General features: G+C 66.4%; 22 protein-coding genes. 12 read left to right on the top strand and 10 right to left on the bottom strand.

The genetic code is table 11. The features are described from left to right. Positions 1-162: 162 nt before the first annotated feature. The 7 genes from EEB15_RS29045 to EEB15_RS29020 form a co-directional block, all read right to left on the bottom strand. Positions 163-618 carry a potassium channel family protein gene (locus EEB15_RS29045; protein WP_158290270.1) on the bottom strand — a complete coding sequence of 152 codons (456 nt, stop codon included), beginning with the start codon at positions 616-618 and terminating at the stop codon, positions 163-165. Between the two features lie 93 nt (positions 619-711). Then, a complete protein-coding gene (locus EEB15_RS29040) occupies positions 712-1,038 on the bottom strand; it encodes a hypothetical protein (protein ID WP_141513464.1) in 327 nt (108 codons plus the stop codon). A 72-nt stretch (positions 1,039-1,110) separates the two neighbouring features. After that, positions 1,111-1,575 (bottom strand): hypothetical protein, encoded by a 465-nt coding sequence (locus tag EEB15_RS29035; protein ID WP_141513463.1) that lies wholly within the window; start codon positions 1,573-1,575, stop codon positions 1,111-1,113. Positions 1,576-1,590: 15 nt separating this feature from the next. Further along, complete coding sequence (locus EEB15_RS29030; protein WP_141513462.1) at positions 1,591-1,932, bottom strand: MmcQ/YjbR family DNA-binding protein; 342 nt, start codon at positions 1,930-1,932, stop codon at positions 1,591-1,593. 4 nt (positions 1,933-1,936) lie between these two features. Next, positions 1,937-2,104: a hypothetical protein gene (locus tag EEB15_RS34040; RefSeq protein ID WP_199236659.1), complete on the bottom strand. Its 168-nt coding sequence runs from the start codon at positions 2,102-2,104 to the stop codon at positions 1,937-1,939. 105 nt (positions 2,105-2,209) lie between these two features. Beyond that, positions 2,210-2,536 carry a hypothetical protein gene (locus EEB15_RS29025; protein ID WP_141513461.1) on the bottom strand — a complete coding sequence of 109 codons (327 nt, stop codon included), beginning with the start codon at positions 2,534-2,536 and terminating at the stop codon, positions 2,210-2,212. Next, a complete protein-coding gene (locus EEB15_RS29020) occupies positions 2,533-3,150 on the bottom strand; it encodes a DUF2306 domain-containing protein (RefSeq protein ID WP_158290269.1) in 618 nt (205 codons plus the stop codon). Before EEB15_RS29020 ends, EEB15_RS29025 begins: the two co-directional genes overlap by 4 nt. A gap of 353 nt (positions 3,151-3,503) precedes the next feature. Between EEB15_RS29020 and EEB15_RS29015 the strand changes: the two genes are divergently transcribed. Further along, positions 3,504-5,072 (top strand): class I adenylate-forming enzyme family protein, encoded by a 1,569-nt coding sequence (locus EEB15_RS29015; protein ID WP_141513459.1) that lies wholly within the window; start codon positions 3,504-3,506, stop codon positions 5,070-5,072. A 15-nt stretch (positions 5,073-5,087) separates the two neighbouring features. Here EEB15_RS29015 and EEB15_RS29010 read toward each other — a convergent pair whose 3' ends face one another. The 3 genes from EEB15_RS29010 to EEB15_RS29000 are packed head-to-tail and all read right to left on the bottom strand — an operon-like array spanning position 5,088 to position 9,123. Next, a complete protein-coding gene (locus tag EEB15_RS29010; RefSeq protein ID WP_141513458.1) occupies positions 5,088-5,540 on the bottom strand; it encodes a RidA family protein in 453 nt (150 codons plus the stop codon). 46 nt (positions 5,541-5,586) lie between these two features. Beyond that, positions 5,587-6,489, bottom strand: a complete 903-nt coding sequence (locus tag EEB15_RS29005; RefSeq protein ID WP_141513457.1) for a transglutaminase family protein — start codon at positions 6,487-6,489, stop codon at positions 5,587-5,589. Between the two features lie 12 nt (positions 6,490-6,501). Continuing rightward, on the bottom strand, positions 6,502-9,123 hold the full coding sequence (locus EEB15_RS29000) for a circularly permuted type 2 ATP-grasp protein (RefSeq protein ID WP_141513456.1): 2,622 nt from the start codon (positions 9,121-9,123) through the stop codon (positions 6,502-6,504). Positions 9,124-9,297: 174 nt separating this feature from the next. Here EEB15_RS29000 and EEB15_RS28995 point away from each other — a divergent pair, with 174 nt between their 5' ends. The 11 genes from EEB15_RS28995 (at position 9,298) to EEB15_RS28945 (ending at position 23,999) form a co-directional block, all read left to right on the top strand. Next, on the top strand, positions 9,298-10,035 hold the full coding sequence (locus EEB15_RS28995; RefSeq protein ID WP_141513488.1) for a serine protease: 738 nt from the start codon (positions 9,298-9,300) through the stop codon (positions 10,033-10,035). A gap of 832 nt (positions 10,036-10,867) precedes the next feature. After that, positions 10,868-11,899, top strand: a complete 1,032-nt coding sequence (gene phnD / locus EEB15_RS28990) for a phosphate/phosphite/phosphonate ABC transporter substrate-binding protein (RefSeq protein WP_158290268.1) — start codon at positions 10,868-10,870, stop codon at positions 11,897-11,899. Positions 11,900-11,916: 17 nt separating this feature from the next. After that, the gene (gene phnD, locus EEB15_RS28985) at positions 11,917-12,927 is read left to right on the top strand and encodes a phosphate/phosphite/phosphonate ABC transporter substrate-binding protein (RefSeq protein ID WP_158290267.1); all 1,011 of its coding nucleotides are present in this window, start codon (positions 11,917-11,919) and stop codon (positions 12,925-12,927) included. 51 nt (positions 12,928-12,978) lie between these two features. Further along, positions 12,979-13,659 (top strand): response regulator transcription factor, encoded by a 681-nt coding sequence (locus tag EEB15_RS28980; RefSeq protein WP_141513453.1) that lies wholly within the window; start codon positions 12,979-12,981, stop codon positions 13,657-13,659. A gap of 11 nt (positions 13,660-13,670) precedes the next feature. Beyond that, positions 13,671-14,930, top strand: a complete 1,260-nt coding sequence (locus EEB15_RS28975) for an ATP-binding protein (protein WP_233259662.1) — start codon at positions 13,671-13,673, stop codon at positions 14,928-14,930. Further along, positions 14,927-17,086 carry an iron ABC transporter permease gene (locus EEB15_RS28970; protein ID WP_141513451.1) on the top strand — a complete coding sequence of 720 codons (2,160 nt, stop codon included), beginning with the start codon at positions 14,927-14,929 and terminating at the stop codon, positions 17,084-17,086. The genes EEB15_RS28975 and EEB15_RS28970 overlap by 4 nt, the downstream gene beginning before the upstream one ends. Further along, on the top strand, positions 17,083-18,123 hold the full coding sequence (locus tag EEB15_RS28965; RefSeq protein WP_141513450.1) for an ABC transporter ATP-binding protein: 1,041 nt from the start codon (positions 17,083-17,085) through the stop codon (positions 18,121-18,123). Before EEB15_RS28970 ends, EEB15_RS28965 begins: the two co-directional genes overlap by 4 nt. Positions 18,124-18,937: 814 nt before the next feature. Continuing rightward, positions 18,938-19,951, top strand: a complete 1,014-nt coding sequence (locus EEB15_RS28960) for an ABC transporter substrate-binding protein (protein WP_233259661.1) — start codon at positions 18,938-18,940, stop codon at positions 19,949-19,951. Continuing rightward, a complete protein-coding gene (locus EEB15_RS28955) occupies positions 19,935-22,181 on the top strand; it encodes an iron ABC transporter permease (RefSeq protein WP_233259660.1) in 2,247 nt (748 codons plus the stop codon). The genes EEB15_RS28960 and EEB15_RS28955 overlap by 17 nt, the downstream gene beginning before the upstream one ends. Next, on the top strand, positions 22,178-23,248 hold the full coding sequence (locus EEB15_RS28950) for an ABC transporter ATP-binding protein (RefSeq protein ID WP_141513448.1): 1,071 nt from the start codon (positions 22,178-22,180) through the stop codon (positions 23,246-23,248). Before EEB15_RS28955 ends, EEB15_RS28950 begins: the two co-directional genes overlap by 4 nt. Further along, positions 23,220-23,999: a transglutaminase family protein gene (locus EEB15_RS28945; protein WP_141513447.1), complete on the top strand. Its 780-nt coding sequence runs from the start codon at positions 23,220-23,222 to the stop codon at positions 23,997-23,999. The genes EEB15_RS28950 and EEB15_RS28945 overlap by 29 nt, the downstream gene beginning before the upstream one ends. Positions 24,000-24,559 lie beyond the last annotated feature (560 nt).

Raw genomic sequence — 24,559 nt, 5'->3', positions numbered from 1 at the left:
GAAATTCGCAGCAGTTTAATTGACGCCGACTTTGCAGGGCCCCAGCCCTACGGCGGTGTCAGGCCACGAGCCCAAGGCTCTGCGAATAGAACAACTTCGCCGCCGCAATGTCGTCCACGAAGACGTGTTGTGTTCAATTGCATGCCCACCCTCCATCTCCGCTCATGCGACCGGACGGCTGGCGTGCCAGCTCGCAGCATCCGCTTCGATGGAAGGTGTTGGCGTCGCCAGGGCCGGCGGGCGGTTTGCCGTCGTGTTCTGGCCCAGCGCCAAGTCCCGGTCCAGCAACTGCTCGACATGCTGGATTCTTCGCATCAGCTCCCGCTGTTCCTCGTCGGTGAAGATATTCTTGTCTTCGATCAGGTGAAGAATGATGTTCGCGATGATCATGGGGATGACCACGAAAATCCAGAAGTGGCCGAAGAAGGTGCCTGCGACGCGGCCGGCTGGGGTGACGGGCGTCAAGTCCCCGTAGCCGATCGTCAATGCCGTGACGGCCGCCCACCAGAGTCCCTCGCCGAAACTCTTTTGTTCCAGCAGGGCGAAACTCGCAGCGCCGGCCAGCAGGCTCAGGGAATAGATTCCAAGAATGAGCCAGATCCGGTTGGCGACGTACATCAAGACTTTTTTCATGTTCTTTTGTGTACCGTTGAGGACGCTCGATTCTGCACCCAAGTCGAGCGGCTGAAAAGGGGGCCTCTGCGCTGCGCTCTATACGCCGCCCCCGGCCCGTGCGAACAACCAGCCACTCATGACCGCGACTGCGATGCAGGGCGCGAGGAAGAAGAGTTGGCCGGCTTCGAACGGTGAAGATTGCAGAACCACGATCACGACGAGGCTGCCGATGGCCAGCAGGCAGAGACAAAGCGCGCTCATTCTTTGAAATTGGGCGAAGAACCCCATCGCCACGAGGCACAGCCAAAGAAGCGCGAAGCCATAGATTCCCCAACGCAGGATCCAGGTCGCGTGGTGAAGCACGACGTCGGCAAGCGCGAACAACCCTTTCGATCTTGCCGCCTCGCCAATGAGCAGGAACAAGGCGGCGAAGAACAGGTACGGGAGTATCAGGATGGCGCCGATGGTGTGCAGAAGTGCGTGAATTTCGCGCTCCTAAGGTGTGTGGGCTCGTTGGCTCACGGGAGAAAGTCGCTGTTCGACCGAAGTGTCAGCCCGCAGTTTTTCAGGAACTTCGTACCAGAACGACGGCGGAAGGATGTGATTTCGGATCAGCCAGGCGTGGAAGTCCTGCTTGGAAACAAACTCATCGTGAAGCTGCTCCGGCTCGGGCACTGCAGCTCGTTCGACCACGCTGCGCAAATGCTTCAAAGCCGGTGCTCGAACGAATATGGGCAAGTCGCCTTCCCTCGAAACGTACCCCACGAGGGGAGCGCCCCGCAGCTCGAAGGAGCCGACGCTCGCCCACTTCGGGTCCACGCTCTGGACGCGCAGCCCCTCTCGAATGACGCCCTTGGCCAGAACCCGCGCGACCAGGTGCTCGTGCTGCATTCGCTCGCGAGCCCACTGAACCACCACATCCCAGAAGCGATAGCTCTCGACATGTCTCGATAGATGCATGGCAACTCCTTCAAGCTAGGGGTGCGGCAAATCGGTGACCAGTGCTTTCGGTGCCTTGTGCTCCCAAGCCTGCCGAACCAGCAGTTTGACTGCTTCTGCGTCCGCCTCGGCCAGCCTGACCTTCAGGCCCAACGCCTTTGCGCCCCAGAACAGCTTTTCCAGGAAGGCGCCATGCACGGCCAGCGCCTGCTCGCGGATCTGCTCTGGGACGAACACATGTACGAACTCGTCCCCAGGCGGCACGGTGACGAATATCTTGCCGCGAACTCTGAACGACGCGTAGTCATGGTGCGGCTCCTCGCCTACCTCGGGCAATGACAGTGCGAACTTGCGAACGGTGGCCAGCCGTACTCCCATTCCGTCATTCACCTTCCGCTGCCAGCTCTTCCAGGACTTGGATGGCGCCGCGAATTCGTTCCAGCGTCATTCGCAGTTGCTCTGTTCGAGACTCAGAAGCAGCGAGTTGCGCCTTTCCGGTTTCGTATTCCTGTCGCAGTTCAGCTAGCCGGCTTTGAATTCGTGGGTTCATTTCTTGTCTCGGTTGGGAAGTGAAGATTCGCCTCGGTGTGGAAGCTCATGTAGGTAGATATATGCCGTCGAACCGCATGGCGTTTCCGCAAGCAGTAGTGACCTGCTACCGGCGAGTTTTCTCAAAGCGTTTCCTCCAAGATGGGAGAAGTTGGTCAACGACAAGCACAAAAAGAGGAAGTATCCTGAACAGCCAAGCCAGCAACGCAACCCACGGTGGCGCGGGATCACCCGAGGGCCGGAAGTGCGATCGGGAAAGTGGAACATTCACATCCACTGTGAAGATCGACAGGGCGGTTGCGATGAATGCAAGCACGAACAGAATCCACGCGTACTTGCCTCTGACGACAATACATAGCCATCGAGCTATGAAGTAAGCGAGCGTGGCGACTACAAGCATGGCCAACACCGAACCGAGGGTGGATTCGTTCATGGGAAACGTGAAGTTGATGGCACGCTCACGGTCGCGCTTACGGGATTTCGCTCTGTGCGTGTAAAGCTGATCCAGCATTCCGCCAGAACCAAATGCAGCGAAAACGCCAACCAGAAGGAAATTCCAAGGGCCTCCGAAAACGGCAGGCCAGCCAGGGCGGTGAGTATCCCCACCATCGGACGCATGGTGGTCACTGCCAAACCGAGGGCAAAAGCGCGAATCATCCATTCGCGATGGGCGGCGACTTCGCGCCGGCGGATCCGGAAAACGGCGAGGCCAAGGGAGATCAGAAACAGCGTGGAGAAAAACGTGACAGCGGTTGTTTCCGTCGAACCTGCAAAGCCGACGACGACTCCCAGGACCAGCGCGCTCACACCGACAACCGCACCGGACGCCACATAGATACGGCCGCACCATCTGTGGAGGTTGGTATATCGAGCGCGAATCCTGGTGGCGAACTGAAGGGGTCCCAGAATCACGAAGACAAGACCCGGCACTATGTGGAGCAACGTCAGGCCGGGATGCCGCGCGTAACCGCCGTCGTACGGGTCGGCCGGTGACGGGGTATTGCCAGAGAAGGCCTCGGCAAGGAGAAGCGCCCTGAGCACAACCATGACCACTCCCGTAGCCGCCAAGGCAACCACCAATGTACTGAGCACTGCTGTCGCTGCTCTTCGTTGCATTTTTCCCGGTTCCTATGAATCATTTGTCTGGACGATGTGCGCTCGGATTCGATCGCGCAGCTTCTGGGTTGCCTGACGTAGCGGGTAACACTGCGGGGAAACCTGGTGTTGTCGCCTCAAAGTGCTCATTCGCTCCTCTCTGACCCGCACCCACGTTGGGTCTCGTGGATTGGCGTCCAATTTGTAGTTTATTAGTTTGCAGGCAAGCGCCGCAAGAAATTTTGCGAGTCGCGTCGCTGCATTGGTGACCGCCGCGTTGCCCCGCGGGTTTTAAGATGCTCCGCATGCCCCGCAACCCCTCCGCACTTTCCTCCACGGCGCCCGCAGCGTCCGCGCCCACCTCGGACGCGCCTCCCTTTCGCACCATCGCCGACCTCGTGCGCGAACACGCCTTGGCGCGGCCACGCCAGTTGGCACTGGTGCAGGGCGACCGAAGCGTCACTTGGGCCCAGCTTGACGCGATGGCAAACCGGGTCGCCGCCTCGCTGCAGCGCGACGGCTTGAAGCCGCGCCGCAGCATCGCGATCTGCGCCTCCAATTCGCTCGAATATGCCGCGGTGTTTCTCGGCGCCTTGCGGGCCGGCGTGGCAGTGGCGCCGCTGGCCACGCAGTCGTCACCGGCGCAGCTGGCGGCGATGTTGGCCGATACCGGGGCGGAGCACTTCTTCGTGGACGGGTCCGTGCCAGCCTTCGACACGCCGGTGCAGCGCATCTACATGGACGGCTCCGCATCGCCTTCGCTGGAGCGTTGGCTCGCACCGGCCGGCACACGGCCGCGCAAGGTCGACGTTCAGCCGGACTGGGCGTTCAACATCATCTATTCGTCGGGCACCACGGGTTCGCCCAAGGGCATCGTGCAGTCGCACGGCATGCGCTGGCAGCACGTGGCGCGCGCGGAGAACTATGGCTACGGCCTCAGCGCGGTGACGATGATCGCCACGTCGCTGTGCTCCAACACCACGCTGGTGTGCTTCTTCCCGACCCTTGCCAAGGGCGGCTGCGCGGTGCTGGCGCCGCCCAAGTTCGACGCCGCGACCTGGTGCGCGCTGGCGGAAAAGGTGCGCGCGACACACGCGATGCTGGTGCCCGTGCAGTACCGGCGCATCATGGCGCAGCCGGAATTCGACGGCTACGACCTGTCGTCGTTTCAGATGAAGTTCTGCACCAGCGCGCCTTTCCTCGCGGATCTCAAGGCCGACATCCTGCAGCGCTGGCCGGGCGGCCTGGTGGAGTTCTATGGCATGACCGAAGGCGGCGGCACCTGCATCCTGGAGGCGCACAACTTCCCGGACAAGCTGCACACCGTGGGCAAGCCCGCCGAGGGCCACGACATCCGCGTGATCGACGAGGACGAGCGCGAGCTGCCCTTCGGCGAGATCGGTGAGGTGGTCGGCCGCTCCGCATCCATGATGACGGCGTACCACAACCAGCCCTTGAAGACGCGCGAGGCCGAGTGGTATGACGCGCAGGGCAATCGATTCATCCGCACCGGCGACGTCGGGCGCTTCGATGAAGAGGGTTTCCTCACGCTGATGGACCGGCGCAAGGACATGGTGATCTCCGGCGGCTTCAACATCTACCCGAGCGACCTGGAGGCCGTGCTGCGCCAACATGCTGGCGTGGCGGATGCCGCGGTGGTGGGTGTGCCTTCGCAGGAGTGGGGCGAGACACCTGTGGCCTTTGTCGTCCGGGCTCCTGGCGCGCCAGCGGAAGAGGAGTTGCGCGCCTGGGCGAACGGGCAGTTGGGCAAGACGCAGCGGCTGTCCGCGGTGCGCTATGTCGACGAACTGCCCCGCAGTGAGATCGGGAAGGTGCTCAAGCGGCAGTTGCGGGACGCGTACCAGGCCGCCTGACTGCCGATGGCAGGCTCAGATCTCCGCCACCATATCGATCTCGACGCAGGCGCCCATCGGCAGCTGCGCCACACCGAAAGCCGCGCGGGCATGCGCGCCCTTCGCGCCGAACACCTCGCCTAGCAGGTCGCTCGCGCCGTTGGTCACCAGGTGGTGGTCGGTGAAGTCGCTGGTGGAATTGACCAGGCTCACCAGCTTGACGATGCGCTTGACCTTGTTCAGGTCCCCCACGGCCGCATGCAGGGTGCCCATCAAATCGATGGCCACGGCGCGCGCTGCGCCCTTGGCTTCTTCCGTCGTCATGTTCTTGCCCGCCTGGCCGACCCAGGCCTTGCCGTCCTTCTTGGCGATGTGGCCCGACAGGTAGACCAGGTTGCCGGTCTGCACGAAGGGCACGTAGGCGGCGGCGGGTGTGGCCACCGGGGGCAGGGTGATGCCCTGTTCTTTCAGCTTGTCGTAAACGCTCATGGGGCTCTCCTGGTCCATTTGGGGATCAGGCGATTGTAGGAGGCGTCTACCGCGGCGCGGGTTCGGCCTGCTCGACGGGAGTGACCGTCACGGCGACCCGAAGTGTGTGGTTGGCGCCGCCATGCAGCACGCCACGGACCGGGGCCACGTCGGAATAATCGCGGCCGGTGGCGAGCGTCACGTAATCTTCGCCGGGCGGGCGGTTGTTGGTCGGGTCTAGGTCAGCCCATTCGCCGGGCTCGCCGTCGCCGGGCAGGTACACCGACACCCAGGCGTGTGATGCATCGGCGCCGACCAGCCGTGCCTTGCCGGGCGGGGGCTCAGTCAGCAGATAGCCGCTCACGTAGCGTGCCGGCAGGCCCAGGCTGCGCAGGCACGCCAGCATCACGTGTGCGAAATCCTGGCACACACCCTTGCGCAGCTCCAGCGCTTCCAGTGCGGGCGTGCTCACGTCAGTGGCCTCGGTCTCGTATTCGAAGTCGGTGTGGATGCGCTCCATCAGTTCGTGCGCGGCCTCGAACAGCGGACGGTCCGGCATGAAGCTGGGCCGCGCGTAGGCGATGAATTTTTCGTGGCGGGGGACGTAGGGCGAGGGGAAGACGAATTCCGCCGCCGGGTCGTACGCGGCGCCGCGGTGGTAGCGCATGCGTTCGCGCGCCTGCTCCCACGACATCTTGCTTTGCGGTGCAACGGGCGCGGAAGTCGAGACCAGGCTGTCGGCCACGACCTTCAGTTCGCCATGCGCGCCCTGCAGGCTGAAGAAGGCCCGCGTGTTGCCGAAGACATCGATGGATTCGCTCTGCTGCGCGGGGCCGGGCTCGATCGCGAGAACATGCTTCAACAGCCGCTGCCGGCTGCTGTTGGCGGGCTTGAGGTGGGCCACGTGCTGCGCGGTCTTGACCGCGGGCGCGTAGTCGTAGTGCGTTTCGTGGACGACGTGCAGCAGCATGATGGTTTTCGATTACGCGCCGACGCTGTGGCGCGCGTCGCCCGAGTGCGTGAAGTAGCGGGCACCCAGGTCGTCCGACAATTTGTACGCGGCGTCGGTGCACTGCTGCAACAGATCGAGCAGCACGGTGTATTTGCCGTCGGCATCGCGCTCGCACATGGCCTGCAGTGACCATTGGCGCGGATCGGGCACGGTCAGGGCGATGTCCGGCACTTCGCCGGCGGCGCTGCCCGCAAGCTTGGCCAGGCGGCCGCGCAGGGTCTGCGCCACCCAGCCGAGTGAGCGGGGGTTGTCGCGGTCCAGCACCAGCAAGTCCAGCAGGGCGGGGATGTCGTGGCGCTGCTGGTACTGTGCATGGAAGGTGATGGTGCTGTCGAACAGCGCGACCACCGCTTCGAAGCCGCCTTCGTCGAACAGCGCCTCCGTCTCGATGGCCCAGCCCAGCGACGCGGCCAGAAAGCCCAGGCGCTCCAGATGGCGTCCGCTGGAGAGCAGCCGCCAGCCGTCGTCTCGCGTCATGCGGTCGGTTTGCGCGCCGGTCATCGCGGCGGTGGCGCCCGACAGCGCCTCCAGCACACGCAGCGCCTCCACCGACGAGTAGTCGCCGTCTTCGGTGACCAACGCGCAGCCGCTAAAGAATTCTTTCTCGGCGCGCATGATGACGTTCCACTGTTCTTGCGACAGGCGCTCGCGCACCGCCGATGCCGCGCCGCGCAAGGCCTGCAGGTTGAAGCCGACGCTGGTGGCGTCTTCCGTGTCACCCAGGCCGGCGATCAGCGAGCGTTCGAACACACGGCGGCTTTGCGTGGCGGGTGGAACGGCGGGCAGCACGAGCGCACCGGCCACGGCCATTTCGCTCAGCCAGGCCAAAAGCGGCTGGGACGTCTGGTCTTCGCCGTTCAGGCTTTCGAGGATGAGCCGTGCCAAACGCGCGGTGTTCTCGGTTCGCTCGGTGTAGCGGCCCAGCCAGAAGAGATTCTCGGCCGCCCGGCTCGTCGCGCTGCGGCTGCGATGCGCGATGTCGACTGCGGGCTGCTCGTAGTGCAGCAGGCTCGTAGCGTCGACTTCGCCGTGGGTCAGCACCCAAGTGTCGGCGCTGCTGCCGCCGCGCTGCATCGAAGTGATCTCGAGCGCGGCGCTGGCAATGCGCGTCAGGCCGCCGGGCAGCACGCGCCAGGAGCGCACGCCGTCGGACACCGCGAACACGCGCAGCATCATCGAGCGGGGCACGATGTGGTCGCCTTCCGGGCCGTGTTTCCACGTGGGCATTTGCGACAGGGGCAGGTACGCCTGCACCGTGTGGTCTTCGGATTCGCGCACGATGCGGCCGGCCCATTCGTCGAGCTCGCGGCGCGAAAGGTACTTGCCCAATGTCGCGCCCGAGCCGGCGCCGCCGTACGTGGGCTTGATGACGCTGCCGGCCAATTGGGGCAACACCGCTTCCAGGGCGGCCCGCTCGCCGCACCACCAGGTGGCGAGCGACGGCATTTTCAGTTCCTCGCCGAGCAGGTGCCGCGACAGCGCGGGCAGGAAGCCGAGCAGGGCGGTGGACTCCAGGAAGGCGGAGCCGGGCGCGTTGGCCACCAGCACGTTGCCGGCGCGGATCGCCTGCAGCAAGCCGGGCACGCCCAGGCGCGAGTCGGACCGGAGCTCCAGTGGATCCAGGAACTCGTCGTCCAGGCGCTTGAGGATGCCGTGCACCGGCTCCAGGCCCTGCAGGGTCTTGAGGTACAGGCGCTGGTCGCGCACCGTGAGGTCGCTGCCTTCGACCAGCGTCAGGCCCAGGTAGCGCGCCAGGTAGGCATGCTCGAAGTAGGTTTCGTTGTACGGGCCGGGCGTGAGCAGGACGATGCGCGGCTCGCTGTCGGCCGGGCACATCGCGCGCAGGCCGTCTACCAGCGCGCGGTAGGTCGCGGCCAGGCGCTGCACCTTCAGGTCGCGGAACGCTTCGGGGAACAGGCGCGAGGTGATGAGCCGGTTTTCCAGCAAATAGCCCAACCCGGACGGTGCCTGCGTGCGTTGCGAGATGACCCACCAGTTGCCGGCCGGGTCTCGCGCCATGTCGAAGGCCGCGATGTGCAAATGCGCACCACCAGCGGGCGTGACGCCGTGCATCGCGCGCAGGTAACCGGGGTGGCCCTGCACCAAAGCGGGGGGCAGCAGGTTTCTTGCAAGCAATTGCTGCGGGCCGTACACGTCGGCCATGATGCGATCGAGCAGCTGCACGCGCTGCAGGACGCCCGCTTCTATCTGCTGCCAGCTCTCAGGCGTGATGATCAGCGGGAACAGGTCGAGCGACCACGGGCGCTGCGGGCCGTTGGCGTCGGCATACACGTTGTAGGTGATGCCGTTGTCCCGCACCTGCCGTTCGAGGTTGACGGTGCGGCGGTTCAGGTCGATGAAGCCGTCATGCCCGAGGTTCTCGAAGAAGCGGGCCCAGGGCGGGCTGGGCATGGCATGTGGCTCGACCTTATTCGGTGCGGCGGCATCGTCCGAAGGCGCGGACACGCCACCGCGCAACTCGTCGAAGTGTCCTGGGGCGGCGGGGGGCGCGAGCGCAGCGGCGAGAGCCGCTGGGGCTTCCTGGTTGGAATCCCCGAAGAGCGATTGGGCCGGGTCGTTGTGTTTGTCCACGTAACGATATTGTCACACTGACGAGCTGTGGCCGCTCCGATCCATTATTTGTGGCCCATGCGCATGTTGCATGCGGACTACGCGGTGCCGCATGGCGGACAATGGCCCATGTCCGACGCCCCCACGCCTGCACCCCTGCGCCCCATGCCGTCTTCGGCTCCCCACGCGGTGGCCATGCAGCCCCCGGCGATCGATACGCTGCTGCTGGCGGCCGCGCGCGTCGTCACCTTCGATCGGCAGCGCATCCTCACCAACGCCAGCGGGTTCTTCTTCCAGCGAGGCGAGCGCCTCTTCCTGGTGACGAGCCGCCACGTGATGGTCGACGAACCCAGCAAGCACTACCCGGACCGGATCGAGATCGAACTGCACATCGACCCGGTGAACATGGCCCGGTCCACCGGCTTTTCGATGCCGCTGTACCGTGACGGCAAGAGCGTCTGGCGGCAAGGCCGCGACACCGGCGGCGACATCGACGTGGCGGTGCTGGAGATCGAGCGCGGTGCGTTGCCCAAGACCGCCGAGTACCGCGCTTTCACGCCAGACCATCTGGCGGGCCCGGCCGAACCGGTGGAAGTCGGTTCGTTGTTGCTCGTGGTGGGATTCCCCCTCGGGTTTCACGATGCGCTGCATCACCTGCCCGTGGTCAGGCACGCCGTCAACGCTTCATCGTTCGGCATGCGGTTCCAGGGCAAGGGCTATTTCCTCACCGACGCGCGCACCCACCGCGGCACGAGCGGCGCGCCGGTGGTCATGCGCGCGGCCAAGGAAGGCCTGGGCGATCTGCCCTGGATGCTGCTGGGCATCCACTCGTCGCGCATGGACGTTGGCACGCGTGATTTGAAGCTCGACGAGGCACTGGGTCTCAACTGCGCCTGGTACGCCGATATCCTGATGACGTTGACGAAGGAATAGGCTGTTCGGCTAGTTCTTTCCGGGCGCTCTGAGACCTCGCGGCAACGCCGTGCATGGCCGGGCCGCGGCGCGATGGCTACGGCGTCCGGCATCGCTTGCTTTCGCAAGCTCCTGCCGGAGTCCCCGCGCTGGACGGTCTTGCGGCCCGCGCGGCACAACTCACCGCGCCTTGCGCGGTTCAAACAAGTGCCGCGAGCATGAGACGGTCGCGTCGCAAGCGACGCTGGGCCACAAGACCGTCCACCGCGGGCGCCTGAGCTTTATTCGCGCCGCGGCCCGGCCATGCACGGCGTTGCAGTGAGATGGTGGCGTGCCAGCGGTGGTGAGCCGATGTTGGAGCAGAAATGTCAGAGCGTTGGCACGCGACCGGTGGCGCGCCAACAATGTCTCTGCAAAGCTGTGCGTGGGCGGGCTGCGGCGCGAATAAAGCTCAGGCGCTTGCGGCGGGTGACCTCGCGACCCAGCACGGCTTCAGCCGTGCGACCGTCTCATGCTCGCGAAAACTGTTTGACCGGAGCGAAGCGCAGGGAGTTTTTTCGCGCGGGTCGCGGGGTCTCCCGGCGCAAGGAATTCGGCAGGAGCTTGCGAAGCAGGCGATGCCGAACGCCGTAGCCATCGCGCCGCAGCCCGCCCACGCATAGCTTTGCCGCGAGGTCTACGAGCGCCGAGCGCCGAGCGACTTTCAGTTTCCTTTCGCTCCTTGAGCGGGCTTCCACTCTCAAGTTCAATCCCTGCCGCGCGCACTATCGCGGCATGCGCATGCCCGCTATTGCGAACAGCTCATGAACAAGCCAGGGAGCAGTGATCGGATCGAATGGTGAAGGAGACTCACATGTTGCGTAGATGGATGATGATCGCGTCGGCCCTCATGCTGGCCACGGGGCTGGCTTCGGCCCAGAAACCGGCGTCGCCGCAGGGCTACGTCAAGACGAGGCAGGTGGTGTCGGCGCCGCCGCAAAAGCTGGTGTTCGGGCTGATCGCGCTGAAGAATGCCGAGCAGTCACTGGCCGACTGGGCGCCGTTCATCGAGGCGATGAGCAAGAGCCTGGGCGTGCCAGTGGAGGGCAAGGCCTTCCCGATGCAGGGCGACCTGGTCGACGGGTTCGCGCAGGGCAACGTCGATGTCGCCTGGGTCGGCAACGTTCCCGCGCTGGCGTTGGTGGAAAACGGCCAGGCCACGGTGTTCGCGCAGATGGTGGTGAATGGCCAATCGGCGTACCGCTCAGTGATCGTCACGCACGCGCATAGTCCGATCCAGTCGCTGGGCGACTTGCAGGCGAACAAGGGGAAGTACGTCTACGGTGACGGCGACGTGAAGAGCACGTCGGGCCATATCGTCCCGCGTTACTTCGCCTTCGTGCGGCGCGGCATCAACGACCCCGATGCGCTGTTCAAGGAAGTCAGGCGCGGCAGCCTGGCCGAGAACATGGAGCGCGTGGCCAGGCGAGAGATCGACCTGGGCACGACCAACTCGAACGAGCTGCAGAAGTTCCAGTCGCTGTCGCCCGAGCTGGCCTCGCAACTGCGCGTGGTCTGGCAGTCGAAGGACATCCCCGAGTCGCCGCTCGTCTACCGCAACGAACTCTCCGCGCCGCTCAAAGCCAGGCTGCAGGCATTCGTGGTGAATTACGGCTCCAGGCTCGCCGACGAGAAGGCCGCGCTCAAGAAGATGAACAACCTGACGGGGTTTCGCAAGTCCAGCAACGCGCAGTTGGTGACCATCGCCGACGTGGAGATGTTCAACGCGCGCCAGCGCATCAACAACGATGCGAAGACTCCGCCGGAGGAGCGCGCCGCAAAGATCGACGAAGCGATCAAGCGCGGGACGCGGCTGGAGCTGATGCTGAAGCTCGGGAAGGTCTGATCATGAAGGAGCAAGGTATGAAGCGGCGTCTCATCATCTCGGCCGGCGGCCTCGTGGCTGCCGCACCCGCCCTTTGGGCCCAAACCAATCCGCGCCGCCCCGCGGCGAAGGCACCACCGCCAGCCCGGCTGACATTCGGCCTCATCACGCCGCGCAACGCGGAGCTGACGCTGAAGAACTGGAATCCCTTCATCGAACGCATGAGCGTTTCCGCGGGACTGCCCATTTCTGCGCAGACCTATGCCACGGCCGCGGAGTTGGTGAAGGACTTTGTCGACGGCAAGGTCGATCTCGCCTGGCTTGGCAACGCCGGCGCGCTCGAGATCGTCGAGGCGGGCAAGGGCAGCGTCTTCGCCGTCAAGGTGAACCAGGGCAAGACGTCCTACCGCTCCGTGTTGATCGCGCACCGCGACAGCGCCATTCGCAGCCTGGATGACGTGCAGCGCCAGGCGCCGCAACTGGTCTTCGGCGACGGAGACCTGAAGAGCGTGTCGGGCCACATCGTGCCGATGTACTTCGCCTTCGTGAAGAGGGGCGCGAACGATCCGGGCAAGCTGTTCAAGGAGACGAAGCGCGGCAGCCACGAAGCCAACCTGCTCGCCACGGCCAAACGCGAAGTGGACGTCGCGACGAACAACACGACCGAGCTCGACAACCTGCGCACGAACCAGCCCGAGCAGGCCGCCCTGGTCCGTGTGGTGTGGGAGTCGCCCGAGATTCCCGAATCCCCGATGGTCTGGCGCGACAGCCTGCCGGCCTCTCTCAAGACGCGCATCGCCGCATTCACCGAGCGGTTCGGCGCCACCGATCCGGAGGAGAAAGGCATCCTCTGGAACATCGACAAGCTGACGGGGTTTCGCAAGTCCACCAACCGGCAACTGGTGACGATCGCGGACATCGAGATGTTCACCGCGCGGCAACGCATCATCAACGACGCGGGGCTCAGCGCTGAAGCACGTCTGCAGCGTGTCGATGAGGTGACACGCCGCGGATCGAAGATCGAGCTGATGCTCAAGGCATCGAGCTGACATAGGGAATCCCCCGAGGCGGCCCCTCGGGGGGTGATGAATGCTGTACCAATGAGATTGCTGCTTGCGGAAGACGACTTCGATTTCAGCGGTGTGCTGAGCCGATACCTTGCCGGGAAGGGCTGGGACGTGCTGTGCTGCGCCGACGGCAAGGAGGCGTTGACGCTCGCGCGCAAGCAGGCCTTCGACGTCATCCTGCTGGACCTGAGCCTGCCGCAGTTGGACGGCCTGGAGGTGTTGCAGCGCCTGCGCAGCGACAACAGCACCACGCCGGTCCTTGTGATCACGGCGCGCTCCCAAGTCGCTGAGAAGGTGGTCGGCCTCGAAGCCGGCGCCGACGACTACCTCGGCAAACCTTTCGATCTGGTGGAGCTGGAAGCGCGCCTCAAGGCGCTGACGCGGCGCTTCGGCCGCGACGGCCAGCTGCGCTGCGGCCTGCTGCGTTTCGACCAGTCCAGCGGCAGTTGCTGGCGCAGCGAGATGCCGCTCGACCTGTCGCCGCGCGAATCCACGCTGCTGCGCGCGCTCATGGCGCGGGTCGATCGTGTGGTGCCGAACCGCGAGCTGCTCACGGCGGTGTTCGGCGGCGATGAATCCGTGAAGCCCGAGGCGCTCGACGTGCTGCTGCACCGCCTGCGCAAGAAGTTGCTGGGCGCGGGCGTTGAAGTGGTCAACCTGCGCAACGTGGGCTACCTGCTGCGGGACGACACCGCTGGCACGCCCCCGCCCTGAGAGGCGGCGTCGTGTCCTTGAAGCGGCACTTCCTTTGGTGGCTGGGCGCCGGCGCCGCCGCGCTCGTGCTGGCGGTCGCGAGCGTCCAGCAGTTCATGAGCTACAGCGCGCTGGCCCGCCAGCAAGACGCGCGGCTTGTCGGAGCGCTGGATAGCCCCAATCCGGATGCGAATGTGGTGCGCCGCGTGAGTCGCACCACCGGCGAGCGCCTGGAGGGTGACGCAGCCTTGCCCGCGTATACCTGGCCCGGAGAACTCCGCGCAGGCGACGCGCCACGGCTGTATTTCACACGCGTGGGCGGGGACATCACACGCGCCGCGGTGGCCTTGAAGCCGGGCCCGGGCGGTGAAGCGGTCGTGGTCCAGGTCGCCGAGCCGTTGGCGCGTCGGTTGCCAGGCATGAGCCTGTCTTCGCCCGGCCCAGCCAGTGCTTTCGCGGCCGGTGTGCTGCTGATGCTGGTCGCCGCGGCATTGGCAGCGATGCGGGCCCGGCGCTGGATCGTCCGCGCGCTGCAGGACTTCGACGTCGAGAAGCCCGCGCACGTCGCGGCGCCCGAAGAACTGCAGCCCACGCTGGACAACGTGCGGGAACTGCAGCGCCAGCAGCGCCAGTGGGTCGACGAGCAGCGGCGGTTCCTTGCGGACGCGGCGCACCAGTTGCGCACGCCGATGGCGGTGCTGCGCACGCAGTTGCAGTCGGCGCTGGTGTCGGAAGCAGATCCGCGCGCCACGCTGGGCGAGATGCTGCACACCGTGGACCGCGCGGCGGGCCTGGCCAACCAGCTGCTGAGCCTGACACGCATCGAGCAACTCAAACGCATTGGACAGCTCCAGTCGATGGCAATCGGTAGCGTGGTGCACGAGGCCGTGGTCGAACTGTCTCCCCTCATCGCGCAGCAGCGCCTGGACTTCGCACTCGAAGGCGAAGAGTTCGAGGCCTCGGCCGACCCGATGATGCTGGGCGAATTGATCCGCAACCTGCTGGCCAACGCCATCCACCACAGCCCTCGCGGGGCGCGACTGGGCATCGTGATGCGGCCCGCGCCGTTTCGCGAAGTCGTCGTGTGGGACGAAGGCGCCGGCATCGACGACGACGTCAAGCCGCGCCTCTTCACGCCGTTCACCGCCGCGCGGGGCGGCGTGGGGCTGGGGCTGTCGATCTGCCAGCAGATCGGCGAAGCCATGGGCGCGCAGGTGCGCCTGTACAACCGCGTGGAAGGCGGCCGCACCACGGGCGTGGACGCGGTAATCGGCTGGCGGCCTGCAGAATGAGCGAGCGCACGGAACGCCGGGCCGTCGTGGCATGGAGCGCCTTCGGCGCAGCCGCTTTCCTGCTGCTGCCGTGGCACAGCCTGTCTGCTGGTTTCGCCGGGTTGGCATTGCCGGGCAGCCTGGTGACTGACGCGGAATCGGCCACGGCGCTTTGGCAGGCCTTCCTGTTTCGCCAGCCCGGCTTGCTCTGGGGCCTGGCCGCGCTCGCTGCGTGTGCGGGCTCCCTGCGCCTGCAAGACCCGCGCGTGCGGGCCCGCTTGCTGATGGCGGCCGGATTCGGCGGCGCCCTGTGGCTTCTCGCGTACGGCAGTTTCGCTCCGAGCGTGCCGCGGTTGGCTTTCGGCTGGGGCAGCGCCGGTGTGCTCACGGCATTGGTGGTTCTGGGTTCGTTCGGGCTCGCGCACGTGCGGCCGGCTTTCAAGGGTGACTTGTTCGCGAGCGCCGTCGCTGTGTTGACCGCATGCGTGCTGATGCTATTCGTTGTGTATCCGCTGGTGCGCGGCCTGGCGGTGGCTTTCATCGGCGACGATGGGCGGTTCAGCCCGATGGCGGCCTGGGCGCGGGTGGGTGGGGAGAGTGTGTGGAACCTGTCGTGTTTGACGCAAGAGCCCAATTGCGGCGTGGCCTGGAACACGTTGGTACTGGCCCTGCTGACGGCCGGCGGCACGACGTTTCTGGGTGCGCTGCTGGCGCTGGCGGAGCTGCGCAGCGGATGGCGCCTGGCGCGCCTCGTCCGCTTGCTGGCTCCGTTGCCTTTCGTGGCGCCGCCCTTCATCGCGGCCCTGGCGTTGATCCTGCTACTCGGCCGCTCGGGCCTCATCAGCCAGGCCCTGGAGGCTTCGTTCGGCTTCGTGCCCGGGCGCGGCCTCTACGGCCTGCCTGGGCTGTGGCTCGCGCAGATGTTCTCGTTCACGCCCATTGCCTACCTGATCGTGCGCGGCGCGCTCGTGGGCCTGAATCCGGCGCTGGAGGAAGCCGCGCGCACGATGAGCGCATCGCGGGCCTACATCTTCCGCCGCGTAACGCTGCCGTTGCTGGCGCCGGCATTTGCACATGCTTTCCTGGTGGGCTTCCTGGAGAGCGTCGGCGATTTCGGCAGCCCGATCATCATCGGCGGCTCCTACGGCGTGCTGTCGACCGAAATCTTCTATGCGATCCTGGGTGCGCAGTTCGATGGGGGGCGCGCGGCGGCGCTGGCGCTGGTCCTGGCATCGTTCGCCTTGGGCGTCTTCGTGATGCAGCGCGCCGTGCTGCGCACGCGGGACTACCGCGGCGCCGAAGCCCGTGGGAGGGCGGCGCCCGCGCTCCTGCCGGCGGGCTGGCGGCGTGTTGCCGTGCTGGTGTCGCTGCCTTGGTTGCTGCTGACGGCGGGCTTGTACCTCAGCGCCATCTCGGCGGCTTTCGTCGAGACCTGGGGCCGCGACTTCCAGCCGACGATGAAGCACTTCGCGGGCGCGTTCGGCTTTTCTTTCGCGAACGGGTCTCTCGAACTCACCGGCCTGGCGTGGCCGTCGCTGCTCAACAGCCTGACGTTCGCCTCCGTTGCAGCGGTGGTCAGTGCATTGGGCAGCATGCTGATGGCGTGGCTGCTCCAGCGCAACCGCTTTCCCGGCCAGCACGTGATCGAACTCACGGCGCTGATGGCGCTGGCCTTGCCGGGCACCGTGCTGGGCTTGAGCTACGTCCTCGTCTTCAACAGCCCGCCGATCGAGCTCACGCGCACGGCGGCGCTGATCGTGATGTGCTTCATCTTCCGCAGCCTGCCGGTGGGGGTGGGGATCGGCACCGCGGCTTTCAGGCAGATGGACAGCGCGCTGGAGGACGCGTCGCGTGTCCTGGGCGCCTCGACAGCGCGGACGTTGTGGCAAGTCGCGCTGCCGCTGCTCAAACCGGCGCTGTCCGGGTCGCTCGTCTACAGCTTCGTGCGTTCGATGACGACCGTGTCGGCCGTGGTCTTCCTCGTCACCGCGGAGACCGAACTGGCCACGACCTTCATCATCGGCCGGGCAGGGCAGGGTGACTACGGACTCGTGTTCGCGTACAGCGCAGTATTGGTGCTGCTGCTGTCGGCCTTCATGGCCGTCGCGCATTGGCTGGCCGAGGGCCTGCGACTGGGCCGCGTCACGCGCCCGATCCGGCTGGTGAGGGCGACGTGAGCGGCTTGCTGCAGGTCAGGCAGCTGAAGTTGCGCTACCCCGGCGCACCGGCCGATACGTTGCAGGACGTGAGCTTCGACGTGCCGGCGGGCTCGCTCACGGCGCTGCTCGGCCCTTCGGGTTGCGGCAAGACGACCGTGCTGCGAGCCATCGCCGGGCTGGCGCAGCCGGACGGCGGGCAACTGCTGCTCGAAGGGAATGACCTCGCCTTGCTGCCGGCTGAGCAACGGCCGGTGGGCATGGTGTTCCAGGAGGGGGCGCTGTTCCCGCATCTGGATGCGCACGAGAACGTGATGTTCCCGCTGGAAGCCGCTGGGGTGGCGCCGCGCGAGGCGCTCGCGCGCGCAAGGCACGCGCTCGATGCGGTGGGCCTGGCGGGGTTCGGTAGCCGATGGCCTTCGACGCTGTCAGGCGGCGAGCAGCAGCGCGTTGCAGTGGCTCGCGCGCTGGCGCAAGCACCGGCCGTGTTGCTGCTGGATGAACCGCTATCGAGTGTCGAGCCGCGCCTGCGCCGCGCGTTGCGCGAAGAGATCCGCGACCTGCAGCGGCGGCTCGGCCTGACGGTCATCTACGTCACGCACGACCAGCGCGAGGCGCTTGCCGTGAGTGACCACGTCGTGCTGATGGAGGCAGGCCGCGTCGTGCAGGCAGGGAGTCCACGGTCTCTCTACGAGTCGCCCGCAACGGCATTCGCGGCAGCGTTCATGGGCGAAGCGAGCATCGTGACCGGCCATCGAGACGCGGCGCAATCCGTCTGGCTCGGCCCGATCGCGTTGGCGCAGCCACACGCGGGTGCAGAGGGGCCGGTGCAGGTGGCAGTGCGGCCCGAGGCGTGGCGCGTGCTCCACTGCGCGCAACCCGGCCTGGCCGGTCGAATCGTCAAGCGTTCGTTCCTCGGCCGGCAGATGGAGTACATGGTGGAGACGCAGCTGGGCGCAGTGCTCGTGCACGTGCCGGCCGTCGGTGCGGGGCTCGAGCCGGGTGCACCCGTGAGCTTGCAGCTGGCGGGGCATGGGGCTTGGGTGGCGGGTGGGTAGTTTCTGTCCCTGGCGCTCGTGGACCTCGCGGCAACGCCGTGCATGGCCGGGCCGCGGCGCGATGGCTACGGCGTCCGGCTGCGGCGCTTTCGCGCCTATAGCCGGAGTCCCCGCGCTGGACGGTCTTGCGGCCCGCGCGGCACAACTCACCGCGCCTTGCGCGGTTCAAACAGGTGCCGCGAGCATGAGACGGTCGCGTCGCAAGCGACGCTGGGCCGCAAGACCGTCCACCGCGGGCGCCTGGGCTTTATTCGCGCCGCGGCCCGGCCATGCACGGCGTTGCAGTGACAGGGTGGCGTGCCAGCGGTGGTGCGCCGATGTTGCAGCAGAACGATGAAGCGGTGGCCAACGACCGGTGGCGCGCCAACAAAGTCTCTGCGAAGCTGTGCGTGGGCGGGCTGCGGCGCGAATAAAGCCCAGGCGCTTGCGGCGGGTGACACCGCGACCCAGCACGGCTTGAGCCGTGCGACCGTCTCATGCTCGCGAAAATTGTTTGAGTCGCAGCGCAGCGGAGGCGAGTTTTTTCGCGCGGGTCGCGGGGTCTCCCGGCGCAAGGAATTCGGCTGCAGGTGCGAAGCACCGAAGCCGAACGCCGTAGCCATCGCGCCGCAGCCCGCCCACGCACAGCTTCGCCGCCCCGGTCACAGAACACAAAGAATGAATTCGGGGTCATGGATTGCGGATCAAGTCCGCAATGACAACCCGGCGTTCGACTTTCAACTGGCTTTCGCCGCGCGGCGGTGATTCCTCTCTTATTCGAAAGGGGCGTCTCCCGAAGAATCACTACGTTCCCAAACACTTTGCCGGAGACCTAGTGAAGAAAGCCCTTATCGCCCTTTCCCTGGCTGCTGCCGCCACCTGCGCATCGGCGCAGGGCCAGCTCAACATCATCTGTTCGGTCCAGGCCGAGTGGTGCAACCTCATTTCCACCGTGTATGCCCGCACCAGCGGCGTCAAGGTGAACGTGTCGTTGCGCGGCTCGGGCGAGGCGCTTGCGCAACTGATCGCCGAACGGGAGAACCCCAAGACCGACCTCTGGTTCGGCGGCACGGGCGATCCGCACCTGCAGGCGGCGGAGCAGGGCCTCACGCTCGAGTACAAGTCGCCGCTGCTGCCGCAACTGCACCCGTGGGCGCGCAAGCAGGCCGAAGACGCGAAGTACCGCACCGTGGGCGTCTACCTCGGCCCGCTGGGCTTCGGCTACAACACCGAACTGCTCACCAAGAAGAAGGCGTCTGCGCCCAAGACCTGGGCCGACCTGCTGCGCCCCGAGTTCAAGGGCGAAGTTCAGATGGCCAACCCGGCCTCCAGCGGTACGGCATACACCATGATCGCGACGCTCGTGCAGCTGATGGGCGAAGAGCAAGCCTTCGACTACATGAAGAAGCTGCACCGCAACGTGAGCACCTATACGCGTTCCGGTACCGGGCCGGTCAAATCAGCGGCACGCGGCGAGACGACCATCTCGATCAGCTTCGTGCACGACGTGACGACCGAAGCGCTCCAAGGCTTCCCGGTCGCATCGGCCACGCCGGCCGAAGGCACAGGCGCCGAGATCGGCTCCATGAGCATCGTGAAGAACGCCCGCAACGCCGATGTGGCGCGCAAGTTCTACGATTGGGCGCTGTCGCCGGGCGCGCAGCAGTTCGGCGTGGCGGCGCGCCAGTTCCAGTTGCCCAGCAACTCGCAGACGCCGGTGGACGCGCGCGTGCCACAGCTCAAGTCGATCAAGCTGATCAACTACGACTACGCCAAGTACGGCGCCAGCGCGGAGCGCCGCCGGCTGATCTCGCGCTGGGAAAAGGAAGTCCATGCACTCCCGCACTGAGCGCATGGCCGTGGCCCGGACTGACCCGCAGCGGGCCATCCGGTTGTGGCTGGCGGTGGGCGGGTTCGGCTTCATCGCCCTGCCTTGGTACTCGGCGCCGCAAGCGCCCTGGCTGGAGCTGTTCGCGGGACTGCTCTCCGACGCGCAGGGCGGCAATGGGTTGGTACAGGCCGTGCTGTTCGGCCGCTGGTGGCTGCTGCTCGCGCCGCTTGGCCTGGCCTGCGCGGCGCTGGCCCTGCAGATGCCGCCGGGGCGCCGCCAGGGCAATGTGCTGCTGGCGTGCGGCGCGCTCGTCGCGCTGGGCCTCGCGCTGACGGGTCTCGCGATCCGCGACAAAGGCTGGGCCTGGCCGATGCTGCAGTCATGGGGCGAGCTGTCCGTCGGGCAAGGCGGGATGGGCGCCGGGGCGGCGCTCTCTTTCGTCGCCGGCCTCATGCTCCTGTCCATCGGCCTCGCACGGCGCGGCCTGTTCCGCGGCGATGTGTTCGTCGCCGGCAGCGTGGTGGGCTGCGGCGCGCTGCTGTTGATCTTCATCGTGTGGCCCGTGACCAAGTCGTTGGCCGCGGCCTTCGTGCAGGAGGATGGCTCGCTGTCGCTGGCGGCCCTGTGGACGCGCATTGCGAACGAGCGCATCTGGGGCCTGGGCTGCTTCGCCGGCAAGGCCAACTGCGGTGCGGGCTGGAACACGCTGGTTCTCGCGCTGTTGACGGCGGCCAGCACCACAGTGCTCGGGACCATGATGGCGTTGATGGCCGAGCGCGGCAACTCGAAGCTGCAGAAGCCGCTGCGCGCGCTGGCGCTGCTGCCCATCATCACGCCGCCGTTCGTGGTCGGCCTGGGCCTGATTCTGCTGTTCGGCCGTGCCGGTGTTGCCAACCAGTTCTTCGCCTGGATGTTCGGTGTGGAGCCCACACGCTGGTTCTACGGCATGTTCGGCGTGTGGATCGCGCAGATGTTCGCCTTTACGCCCATCGCCTTCATGATCATGCGCGGTGTGGTGCAAGGCATCGCGCCCAGCCTGGAGGAAGCCGCGCAGATGCTGCGTGCCGACCGCAGCCGCACGTTCTGGACGGTCACGGTGCCGTTGCTCAAGCCTGGCCTGGCCAACGCTTTTCTGGTGGGCTTCATCGAAAGCATTGCCGATTTCGGCAACCCCATCGTGGTGGGCGGTCAGTTCTCGGTGCTGTCCACGGAGATCTTCTTTGCCATCGTCGGGGCGCAGTTCGATCAGGGCCGCGCCGCGGCGTTGGCCTGGGTGCTGATGCTGTTCGCGCTGTCGGTGTTCGGCACGCAGCGCTGGCTGCTGGGCAAGACCAGCTTCACCACCGTGAGCGGCAAGGGCGACGCAGGCATGCCGATGGCCTTGCCCCCATCGGTGCGGCGCACCGTGAACGCCGTCGCGTTGCCCTGGATCGCTTTCACCGTGGTGGTGTACCTGTTCGCCTTCGCGGGCGGCATGGTGCAGACCTGGGGTCGCGACTACAGCTTCACGCTCAAGCATTTCCACACGGCCTTTTCGTTCGAATGGGGAGCGTACGGTTTTGCGTTGACGGGCACGGCGTGGGATTCGCTCATCACCACCGTGAAGCTCGCGGGCATCGCAGCGCCGATCACGGCCACTGCGGGGTTGCTGATCGCCTGGCTGCTGGCGCGCACCGAGTTCAAGGGCCAGGGCGGCTTCGAGTTCGCCGCGCTGCTGGCCTTCGCGATTCCGGGCACGGTGCTGGGTGTGAGCTACGTGCTTGCCTTCAACGTACCCCCCCTGGAGCTCACGGGCACCTCCGCGATCATCGTGCTGTGCTTCATGTTTCGCAATCTGCCGGTGGGCGTGCGGGCCGGCACGGCGGCCTTCAAGCAGCTCGACCGCTCGCTGGACGAAGCCTCGCTGATGCTGCGCGCATCGTCGAGCCGCACGCTGCGCCACATCGTGCTGCCGTTGCTCAAGCCGGCGTTCATCGCGGCGCTGATCTACAGCTTCGTGCGCGGCATGACGACCGTCAGCGCGGTGATCTTCCTGGTCACCGCCGAAAACGAGCTGGCCACGACTTACATCATCGGGCGTGTCGGCCAGTCCGACTACGGTGTGGCGCTGGCCTACTGCACCGTGCTGATCGCACTGATGTCGGCCGCCATCGCGCTGATCCAGTTCGTCGTCGGCGAGCGCCGGCTCGGCCGCCGCAAGGCCGCGGCGCGCCCCCTACCCATCGCCACCCCGCAAGGAGCCACATGATTTCCGCAGCCACCGCCAGCAAAGCCGCCGGCATCGAGTTTCGTAACGTCACCAAGCGCTATGGAAGCGAGGCCGATGCGCCGCTGGCCGTCAAGGGCATCGACTTCGTCGTCCCGACCGGCACGCTCACGACCATCCTCGGGCCGTCCGGGTGCGGCAAGACCACGACGCTGCGGATGATCGCCGGCCTGGAGTCGCCCACCAGCGGCCAGATCCTGATCGCCGGGAAGGACGTCACCACGCTGGGCCCGGCCGAGCGCAACGTCAGCATGATGTTCCAGAGCTACGCGTTGTTCCCGCACATGAGCGTGGTCGAGAACGTGATGTACGGCCTCAAAATGTCCGGCAAGCCCAAGGGCGAGGCGCGCCAGCTGGCCGCCGAGGCGCTGGCCAACGTCGGCCTGGTGCGCTTCGACGACCGGCTGCCCAGCGAGCTCTCCGGTGGTCAGCAGCAGCGCGTGGCGCTTGCGCGCGCACTGGTGCTCGAGCCCGCGGTGCTGCTGTTCGACGAGCCGCTCTCGAATCTGGACGCGCGGCTGCGCCGCGAAATGCGCGACGAGATCCGCACGCTGCAGCAGCGCCTGTCGCTCACCGTGGCCTACGTGACGCACGACCAGGCCGAGGCGCTGGCGGTCAGCGACCAGATCATCGTGATGGACCACGGCCTGATCGCGCAAAGCGGCCCGCCGCGCGAGCTGTACGAGCAGCCGCGCAGCGAGTTCGTGGCCGGCTTCATGGGCGAGGCCATGCTGTTCCCGGGCCGCGTCGACGCGGGGCAGCATGTATGCCTGGGCCCGCTGCGATTCAAGCCGGGCAACGACATGCCGCAAGGCCAGGTGAAGGTGGCGGTGCGGCCCGAGGCCTGGCTGATCGGCCCACCCGGCAGCGGCATGGAGGGCCGGCTCAAGAAAGCCGCGTACCTGGGCAGCACGTACGAATACACCTTCGAAACCGAGCTGGGACCGATCTTCGTCGTGTCGCCCGATCTGGCGAAAGTGGTGCCCATGGAGGCCGATGTGGGCCTGAGTCTGGCGGATCATGGCGTTTCAGTGGTGCGAGCCGATTGAGTGGCGCAGGCCCGGTGCCTGCGACGGGCCGGCCGCGAGCTTGCCGGGTGCGGGTGCGCGATGGCTTCGCAATACGGCCCTGCTGCAGCACGACCATCCCAAGATCCGGCTGCTGGCACTGCGGTTGACGCAGCTCAAAGGTGGCCCCGCGGACAAGGCCGTGGCCTGCTACCAGCACGTGCGCCAACTGCCTTTCGCCTGCGCGGCGGATGCGCCCCACACCACGTCCGTCGGCGTGCTGGGTGCGCAGGCGGGTGACGCCTTTACCAAGAGCACCTTGCTGATCGCGCTGCTGCGCTCGCTGGGCATTCCGGCGCGGGCGCGTGTCGTGGCGCTTCAGCCGGACTTCCTGTGGGGCCTGATGGACATCAGTGGGCGCGCCATCGAACACGTGATCACGGAGATCCTCATCGACGGGCAGTGGCTGGGCGTGGACTCCTACGTCGTCGATCTGGCGCTCGGGCTCCAGGCACGCAACCAGCTGCTGCGGCAGGGGCGCAAGCGCGGCTGGGGTGTGCACATGAACGGCGAAGTGGCCTGGAACGGCACGAGCCATTCATTGGCACTGTTTCACCCGCGCGAGCCGGAGAGCCTGCCGCTGCACGAGTTGGGTGTGTTCGACGACGTCGGCGAATTCTGCGAGTGTGGCACGGGGCAGGCGCCACCCAGCTGGGCCCGCAAGCAGCAGTGGGCCATCGCCGCGGCGATGATCAACTGGCGCGTTCGCAAGTTGCGTGAGGGAACGCTGTAGCAGGCGATGACCCGGGCGGCAAAGCTGTGCGTGGGCGGGCTGCGGCGCGATGGCTACGGCGTTCGGCATCGCCTGCTTCGCACGCTCCTGCCGAATTCCTTGCGCCGGGAGACCCCGCGACCCGCGCGAAAAAACTCCCTGCGCTTTGCTCCGGTCAAACAATTTTCGCGAGCATTAGACGGTCGCACGGCTGAAGCCGTGCTGGGTCGCGGGGCCGCCCGCTTGCCAAGCGCCTGAGCTTTATTCGCGCCGCAGCCCGCCCACGCACAGCTTCGCAAACCATCCGTGCGCGCCACCGGTGGACGGCCAAAGCTTCACCAGTTCGCCACAACATCGGCCAGCCACCAGTGGCACGCCACGCTGTCACTGCAACGCCGTGCATGGCCGGGCCGCGGCGCGAATAAAGCCCAGGCGCCCGCGGTGGACGGTCTTGCGGCCCAGCGTCGCTTGCGACGCGACCGTCTCATGCTCGCGGCACTTGTTTGAACCGCGCAAGGCGCGGTGAGTTGTGCCGCGCGGGCCGCAAGACCTTCCAGCGCGGGGACTCCGGCTATAGGCGC

The organism is Ramlibacter sp. WS9 (genome assembly GCF_003797765.1).
Lineage (GTDB): Bacteria > Pseudomonadota > Gammaproteobacteria > Burkholderiales > Burkholderiaceae_C > Ramlibacter.
The sequence above is the reverse complement of the archived record's forward strand: the minus strand, read 5'-3'. Positions and strand labels throughout refer to the sequence as shown.

Bases quoted from the DNA above. Each gene is read 5' to 3' on its own strand.
- EEB15_RS28955 (WP_233259660.1), top strand. From the start codon at position 19,935: ATGCACTCCCGCACTGAGCGCATGGCCGTGGCCCGGACTGACCCGCAG.
- EEB15_RS28980 (WP_141513453.1), top strand. From the start codon at position 12,979: ATGAGATTGCTGCTTGCGGAAGACGACTTCGATTTCAGCGGTGTGCTG.
- EEB15_RS29025 (WP_141513461.1), bottom strand. From the start codon at position 2,536: ATGAACGAATCCACCCTCGGTTCGGTGTTGGCCATGCTTGTAGTCGCC.
- EEB15_RS29020 (WP_158290269.1), bottom strand. From the start codon at position 3,150: ATGGTTGTGCTCAGGGCGCTTCTCCTTGCCGAGGCCTTCTCTGGCAAT.
- EEB15_RS29005 (WP_141513457.1), bottom strand. From the start codon at position 6,489: ATGCTGCTGCACGTCGTCCACGAAACGCACTACGACTACGCGCCCGCG.
- EEB15_RS29045 (WP_158290270.1), bottom strand. From the start codon at position 618: ATGTACGTCGCCAACCGGATCTGGCTCATTCTTGGAATCTATTCCCTG.
- EEB15_RS29035 (WP_141513463.1), bottom strand. From the start codon at position 1,575: ATGCATCTATCGAGACATGTCGAGAGCTATCGCTTCTGGGATGTGGTG.
- EEB15_RS28945 (WP_141513447.1), top strand. From the start codon at position 23,220: ATGGCGTTTCAGTGGTGCGAGCCGATTGAGTGGCGCAGGCCCGGTGCC.
- phnD (WP_158290267.1), top strand. From the start codon at position 11,917: ATGAAGCGGCGTCTCATCATCTCGGCCGGCGGCCTCGTGGCTGCCGCA.
- EEB15_RS29030 (WP_141513462.1), bottom strand. From the start codon at position 1,932: ATGGGAGTACGGCTGGCCACCGTTCGCAAGTTCGCACTGTCATTGCCC.
- phnD (WP_158290268.1), top strand. From the start codon at position 10,868: ATGTTGCGTAGATGGATGATGATCGCGTCGGCCCTCATGCTGGCCACG.
- EEB15_RS28970 (WP_141513451.1), top strand. From the start codon at position 14,927: ATGAGCGAGCGCACGGAACGCCGGGCCGTCGTGGCATGGAGCGCCTTC.
- EEB15_RS34040 (WP_199236659.1), bottom strand. From the start codon at position 2,104: ATGAACCCACGAATTCAAAGCCGGCTAGCTGAACTGCGACAGGAATAC.
- EEB15_RS28995 (WP_141513488.1), top strand. From the start codon at position 9,298: ATGCAGCCCCCGGCGATCGATACGCTGCTGCTGGCGGCCGCGCGCGTC.
- EEB15_RS29015 (WP_141513459.1), top strand. From the start codon at position 3,504: ATGCCCCGCAACCCCTCCGCACTTTCCTCCACGGCGCCCGCAGCGTCC.
- EEB15_RS28950 (WP_141513448.1), top strand. From the start codon at position 22,178: ATGATTTCCGCAGCCACCGCCAGCAAAGCCGCCGGCATCGAGTTTCGT.
- EEB15_RS29010 (WP_141513458.1), bottom strand. From the start codon at position 5,540: ATGAGCGTTTACGACAAGCTGAAAGAACAGGGCATCACCCTGCCCCCG.